Genomic DNA, 5,638 nt, shown 5'->3' with positions numbered 1-5,638 from the left:
GGTGCTGAACAAGGCGACGGCTTGCCGGTGCGCGTCGGTCTGCATCTTGATGTATGCTTGGTCGAATGCCTTGCCGCTGGCGCGCTTGAGTTCGTCCAGCAGCTGCTGCTCCTTGGGCTGCAGCGCGGGCCCGGCGGGCTTGATCGAGGCGGTGGTCTGGCCCTGGCTCAGCGCCGCCTTGAAATCCTCGCCCGCCTTGGTGTGGTCGGCGATCATCTCTCTGGCGAAGGCCCTGATGTCGTCGGAGGAGGCCTTCTCCTCGGCCAGCCTGCTCGACTGGATCTCGAATTCGTTGGCGTTGGGCACGGTGGTGACGAAGGTCGGCGTGTCGATCTTGCTGTCGGCAAGCATGGGCGCGACCTGGTTCGTCGATTGCGCCAGAGCGGCCGGCGCGCCGGCCAGCAGGGCTGCGACGGTCGCGGTCAGAAGGGTTTTCATCTGATGTCTCCGATCCGGAACGGTCCCTCCGGCATTTCCAACGCGGCATCGGCGGCGGGGTTGCGTTGAATTAGCCTGCACACCGACCCAGATCTCCTGCATGCTTGTCCTGCCTGGCTGCCAGACTGGAATGAAGACAGTGCCCGACGAGATCGACCTCCGCTGCCCTGAAATTGTCGCCGACAACGCCGCCAAGGGTCTCAGGCTGCGCAAGCAGTTCGGCCGCGGCGGCACCGAGATCGGCGTGGCGCGGGCCACGGAACTGAAGAACCGGGAGAAACTGTCGCCGTCGACGATCCGGCGCATGGTCAGCTATTTCGCCCGCCACGAGGTCGACAAGCGCGGCAAGAATTACGGCAATGAGCAAAATCCGTCTGCGGGCTACATTGCCTGGCTGTTATGGGGCGGCGACGAGGGCCGCGCCTGGGCGCTCGAGATCAAGCGCAGGATCGGCAACGCGCCGGATATCTGACCAGGGATAGCTGAAGGAAGACATGGCGAAAGGAAGACATGGCGAAGCGGGCCCCGAACCCGCCTCGGGACCCGCCGTGGAGTGGCTGACACATGCCGGCGCAACCGCTCCGATGCCGCGCGAAACTGTCGACCCCCCGATCGGTGCGCGGCATGACGCAGGGTTAGCATTTGCGCGCGGCGGCTTATGTGAAGCGGTTCACAAACTGTCCCGTTTCCCGGTGCAAAGCGTGACGGGCCGCCTGGAAGCAGCACCCTACCCTTCCCAGTCGACCGGCATCATGCCCAGCCGCTCGTAGAGCCGGAGGGCGGCGGCGTTCTCTACCGTGTTGGTCTTGAGATCGACATGGGCCGCGCCCCGCTCGCGGAAGGCGATGAAGGCGTGCCGCATCAGCGCCTCGCCGATGCCGCGGCCGCGCGCTTGCGGATGGACGGCGAGATCCTTGACGAAAGCCGTCGCCCAGCAAAGGGCTGCTCCCGCCAGCAGGCCTCTGGCGTCGATGACCAGGAAGCAGAGAGCCGGATCGAACTCGGCGTCGCCGGAGATGCGCGGCCACCATTCGTCGAACGGCCCGTCCGTGCCGTCGTCGAACACTTCGGTGAGCAGCGCATGCAGGGGCCGCGCATCTGCGGGCTCGAAGCCGCGCATGACAAAGCCTTCCGGCCAGTGCGGCGGCGGCAGATCGTCGTCGAGGGTCTTGCGCAGCCGGATGTCGTCAGGCGCCGGCGGACGCGGCATCGCGCTCAGGCGTCGGGCTGCAGGCGGCGCCGCGCACGGTCGACACCGAGGCCGGTCGCTTCCAGCATGCCCCTGCGCTTGGCGTCGTAGTAATAGCCGCTCTGGTAGAGCCGGTCGGCGCGCTTTTCATCGCCCCCCGACACCAGCCAGGCGCCGCGCAAATATTTGACCGCATATTTGAGATTGGTCTCGGCGTCGAACAGGCCGCTCGCCGGCCCGTCATAGCCCATGCCGCGCGCCGTCGCGTGCTTGATCTGCATCAGCCCCCAATGGCCGTGATTGTAGGCTTTCGGGTTGAAGGTGCTCTCGCGGTTGACGACATGGCGCACGAGATCGATGGGCACCTCGTAGAGCGCGGAATATTTTTCGATCAGCCGCTCGATCTCGGCGCGTGGCCCGGTGGCGTGCGGCTCGGGCTCGCCTGGCGGCGCTAGCAGCGCCGGGTTCTGCGGCACGACATAGGCGACCTGCTGGACGCCGGGCATCGTTGCCGCCTTCACCGCCTGGCCGGTGACGGGCATGGCCATCGCGGCCGTTGCATAGGCCGGCGCCTGCTTGATCGATCCCGGGCTGAGCGGCGAGGTGCCGGCCATCACGGCCGGCTGCGCGGCAAGCGGCGTCGATCCGGCGAAAGCGGCTGGCTGGGCCGGCGGCGGCAAGGGCTCGCCCGGCGTCGCCATGCCCGGCGTTGCCAGGTTCGCATCGGCGGGCAGCGCCGCCACCTGCACCGGAACAAGGCCGGAGGGCTCGGGCAGCACCGCCCCCGTTTCCGGCAGCGCGACGGTCGGCGTGTCGTCCTCGGCGGCAGGGGTCGCGGCCGCCGCCAGGGCAGGCGCGGCCTTCATCTGCGAGGTCGAGGTGCAACCGCTCAGGCCAGCCGCGCCCACGAGCACGCCGATCGCGGTGAGGATGATTTTGGTTGCCAAGCCCTGCAGGTCCGATTGTCGGTTGTTAAGAAGTCCTTACACCAGCGATTCTTCGTGGGCAATCTGGGCCATCCGGCGGTTTTCGGGTGGCGGGAGCCGGTGCAAACTGCGATATTGTTCCCTATCTGTACCGTTCATGTCCCCGTTTTTCGCCGTTTGCGGAAAGGAACACGTCATGGAAACCACGCAAGCGATCACGGCCGGCCACGCAGTGTTAGAAACAGTGATCGGCTTCATGGGCATCGCCTGGAGCGAGAAAGGCCTGATCCGGCTCTGCCTGCCCGAACGCAGCCGCGAGGCGGTCGAGCGCCGGTTGTTCCGCCATGGCGGCGTTTCCCGCTCCACCGAGCAGCCGAAATGGGTGGTGGACCTGATCGCCTCGATCAAGGCCTATGCCGCCGGCGAGGACGTCGATTTCTCCGGCGTGCCGGTCGATCTTGCCGGCGTCGACGATTTCCGCCTCGCCATCTATGACGCGGCGCGCAAGCTCGGCTTCGGCGAGACCACCACCTATGGCGAGCTGGCGACGCGCGCCGGCCATCAAGGGCTGGCTCGCGAAACCGGGGCGGCGCTTGGCGCCAACCCGGTGCCGCTGGTCATCCCGTGCCACCGCATCCTTGCCGCCGGCGGCAAGATCGGCGGCTTCTCGGCGCCGGGCGGCTCGACCACCAAGGAAAAGATGCTGGCCATGGAAGGCGTGCGTCTCGGCCCGCCGCCCTCGGCGCAGGTCTCGTTCGGCTTTTGAACCCGGCCTGCAGGCCAGCCTTGCCTGAATGTCGCCGGACCTCAGTCCGATTGCAGGAAACGGCGACGGAACCGCCGATCGAAGTCCGGCCGCTTGCAGACGAAGACCGGGCAGGATTTCGCATCGGCGCTGGGCACGTAGGCGCGCTTCCTCACCTCGCCCAGGTCGCAGAAGCGCTCGTCCCTGACGTAGCGGTCATAGAGCGGCAGCCCCGGCACGCGCGTCGACTGGTAGCGCAGGATGACCGCGCCCTGGCGCGCGATGGTCGCCTGCACCCTGTCGCAGCTCATGCGGGTCGGGTCGTAGCGCGAGATCGCCTGCGCCTCGGCGGCCACCAGAGTCATCAAGGCGGCAAGCAGTATGGTCTTCATGATCCTCTCCCAAACCCTGCGCCCGAGACCTGCTCGTTCCTCCCTCGCGGCGCACGCCAGAAGCGAATTTTTCACGCGATTGGGGCGGCCGTTGGGCGACAGCGCAATCATGGCTTTCTCACACAGTCTTGTTTTCAACGCAAAATCCGCCTATATGCATCGCATTGATATTTCGGCCGATCGATCGGGCCTCGCGATCTTCGCGTTTGCTGACGTCTATCTCCAAAATTTCGATACCACCGGCTGGACCTGGTCCGGTCAAACTAAAGCAAATGTGAAGGATACTTCGAATGGCAACTGGTACGGTCAAGTGGTTCAACGCCACCAAGGGCTTCGGCTTCATCCAGCCCGACGCGGGCGGCGCGGACGTTTTCGTCCACATCTCCGCTGTCGAGCGCGCTGGCCTGTCGACCCTCGTTGAAGGCCAGAAGATCAACTTCGAGATCGAGCAGGACCGCCGCACCGGCAAGTCCGCTGCTGGGTCTCTGAGCAAGGCAGCCTGATTTAGCAACAGCGCGCGCCGGACGAAGGTTCGGGGCGCGCGGCAAGTCACGGATGTACTGACGGTCGCGCGAGAAGCGCGCCGGAGCGGAAAGACCCGACAAGCTGGAACAGCAGATAGCTGCCAGCCCGGCCGTACGGTCCCGATCAGGCTACCGGAATGGGAAGGCGGGATTTATCCCGCCTTTTTATTTGCCCGCAGTTCAGAAGACTGGCGAAACGCCGAAGCTGCATCCTTCTCCCCGTTCACGGGGAGAAGTGCCCGGCAGGGCGATGAGGGGCGGCGCGACGCTGCGGAATTCGCTTCCTTGGCGCAGCAGCACAGCAATTCAAACACAAAAGTTGGCGCCGCCCCTCATCTGGCTGCCGCCATCTTCTCCCCGTGAACGGGGAGAAGGACGCCTTCGCTGAAGCTTTCGCCAATCGCCACCGTCACATAGGACATGCACCATCGGCCGAAGGCCGCAAGCCCGACTGGGCGTCGCGCCTGTTGGCGCGCCCCGTCCGGAGCAGCCGCGAAGCGGCGACGGCGTGAGGACGAAACTAAGGCAGCCACGCCAGCGGCACGTGCCCCTTGTCCGCTTCGACCCGCTTCAGCCATGCGGCAACCGCAGGATAGGCGTCGAGCTGGAAGCCGCCCTTCTCGGCGGTATGCGTATAGGCATAGAGCGCGATATCGGCGACGCTGTATGCATCGCCGGCGAAGAAGGCGTTGGCTTCCAGATGCCTGTTCATCACGCCGAGCGCCTTGTTGCCGCGCTCCAGCGTCGATGCCAGCCGTTCCGGCGTCGCGTCCCTGGCGCGCTCGGGAAAGGTGAGCAGCGCCTTGCGCACGGCGATGTAGGGCTCGTGGCTGTACTGCTCGAAGAACAGCCACTGATAGGCGAGCGCCCGCTGGTAGCGGTCGGCCGGCAGGAAGCGCGTGCCCTCGGCGAGATAGAGCAGGATGGCGTTGGATTCGGCGATCCGCCTACCGTCGTCGAGCTCGAGCAGCGGCACCATGGCGTTGGGATTCTTGGCGACGAAATCGGCCTTGCGGGTGTCGCCGGTATGCGAGCTCACCTCGACATTGGTGAAGGCAATGCCGAGCTTGGCCATCAACAGGCGCGGCTTGTAGCAATTGCCGCTGTCGATCATGCTGTAGAGTATCATCGGGTCTCCTTCCGGCTCGCGGCAATATCGCGCGGCGGAAGCCGCCTCATCCAGTGATTTGTTTTGGCCTGAACATCAGCGCCGCTGATGCAACGGCACGACCTTGCTTTCGGCGCCGAGCAGCGCCTCGATCGACAGCGGCTCCTCGTTGAAGATCGTGCCGGCTAGCGCCGGGCGGGCGAGATGATAGCCCTGCAAGAAGTCGACGCCGCCATCGAGCGCGACGCGAAGATGCACGGCCTGCTCGATGCCCTCGACCAGCACCTTGGCGCCGCGGTCGTGCAGGGTCGAGACC

8 protein-coding genes and 1 pseudogene are annotated in these 5,638 nt (G+C 65.8%); 3 read left to right on the top strand and 6 right to left on the bottom strand.

Going from position 1 to position 5,638, the window contains the following annotated elements:
• The coding region (locus tag EN780_RS26335) for a DUF4142 domain-containing protein (RefSeq protein WP_133372724.1) at window positions 1-438 on the bottom strand (438 nt) is incomplete at its 3' end.
• Between the two features lie 130 nt (window positions 439-568).
• Here EN780_RS26335 and EN780_RS26330 point away from each other — a divergent pair.
• Entirely contained in the window at window positions 569-910 is a 342-nt protein-coding gene (locus EN780_RS26330) for a hypothetical protein (protein WP_128275753.1), read from the top strand.
• A 255-nt stretch (window positions 911-1,165) separates the two neighbouring features.
• Here EN780_RS26330 and EN780_RS26325 read toward each other — a convergent pair whose 3' ends face one another.
• Both EN780_RS26325 and EN780_RS26320 read right to left on the bottom strand, forming a co-directional pair.
• Window positions 1,166-1,648 carry a GNAT family N-acetyltransferase gene (locus EN780_RS26325; RefSeq protein WP_128275752.1) on the bottom strand — a complete coding sequence of 161 codons (483 nt, stop codon included), beginning with the start codon at window positions 1,646-1,648 and terminating at the stop codon, window positions 1,166-1,168.
• 5 nt (window positions 1,649-1,653) lie between these two features.
• Entirely contained in the window at window positions 1,654-2,574 is a 921-nt protein-coding gene (locus EN780_RS26320; protein WP_128275751.1) for a lytic transglycosylase domain-containing protein, read from the bottom strand.
• 175 nt (window positions 2,575-2,749) lie between these two features.
• Between EN780_RS26320 and EN780_RS26315 the strand changes: the two genes are divergently transcribed.
• Window positions 2,750-3,319: a methylated-DNA--[protein]-cysteine S-methyltransferase gene (locus EN780_RS26315; protein ID WP_128275750.1), complete on the top strand. Its 570-nt coding sequence runs from the start codon at window positions 2,750-2,752 to the stop codon at window positions 3,317-3,319.
• A gap of 41 nt (window positions 3,320-3,360) precedes the next feature.
• On the opposite strand, the gene EN780_RS26310 is transcribed toward EN780_RS26315, so the two are convergent.
• Window positions 3,361-3,690 (bottom strand): hypothetical protein, encoded by a 330-nt coding sequence (locus EN780_RS26310; protein ID WP_127285917.1) that lies wholly within the window; start codon window positions 3,688-3,690, stop codon window positions 3,361-3,363.
• Between the two features lie 290 nt (window positions 3,691-3,980).
• Between EN780_RS26310 and EN780_RS26305 the strand changes: the two genes are divergently transcribed.
• On the top strand, window positions 3,981-4,193 hold the full coding sequence (locus EN780_RS26305) for a cold-shock protein (RefSeq protein ID WP_006202464.1): 213 nt from the start codon (window positions 3,981-3,983) through the stop codon (window positions 4,191-4,193).
• A 541-nt stretch (window positions 4,194-4,734) separates the two neighbouring features.
• Here the strand turns inward: EN780_RS26305 and EN780_RS26300 are convergent.
• Window positions 4,735-5,343: a glutathione S-transferase family protein gene (locus EN780_RS26300; RefSeq protein ID WP_127285915.1), complete on the bottom strand. Its 609-nt coding sequence runs from the start codon at window positions 5,341-5,343 to the stop codon at window positions 4,735-4,737.
• A 75-nt stretch (window positions 5,344-5,418) separates the two neighbouring features.
• Window positions 5,419-5,638 (bottom strand): annotated as a pseudogene (locus tag EN780_RS26295) (EAL domain-containing protein); the annotation flags it as partial.

Source organism: Mesorhizobium sp. M4B.F.Ca.ET.089.01.1.1, assembly GCF_004022605.1.
Taxonomy (GTDB): domain Bacteria; phylum Pseudomonadota; class Alphaproteobacteria; order Rhizobiales; family Rhizobiaceae; genus Mesorhizobium; species Mesorhizobium abyssinicae.
The sequence above is the reverse complement of the archived record's forward strand: the minus strand, read 5'-3'. Positions and strand labels throughout refer to the sequence as shown.

What these genes read in the sequence shown, in the direction of transcription:
- EN780_RS26310 (WP_127285917.1), bottom strand. Translation starts at nt 3,690, where the DNA reads ATGAAGACCATACTGCTTGCCGCCTTGATGACTCTGGTGGCCGCCGAG.
- EN780_RS26315 (WP_128275750.1), top strand. Translation starts at nt 2,750, where the DNA reads ATGGAAACCACGCAAGCGATCACGGCCGGCCACGCAGTGTTAGAAACA.
- EN780_RS26330 (WP_128275753.1), top strand. Translation starts at nt 569, where the DNA reads ATGAAGACAGTGCCCGACGAGATCGACCTCCGCTGCCCTGAAATTGTC.
- EN780_RS26305 (WP_006202464.1), top strand. Translation starts at nt 3,981, where the DNA reads ATGGCAACTGGTACGGTCAAGTGGTTCAACGCCACCAAGGGCTTCGGC.
- EN780_RS26300 (WP_127285915.1), bottom strand. Translation starts at nt 5,343, where the DNA reads ATGATACTCTACAGCATGATCGACAGCGGCAATTGCTACAAGCCGCGC.
- EN780_RS26325 (WP_128275752.1), bottom strand. Translation starts at nt 1,648, where the DNA reads ATGCCGCGTCCGCCGGCGCCTGACGACATCCGGCTGCGCAAGACCCTC.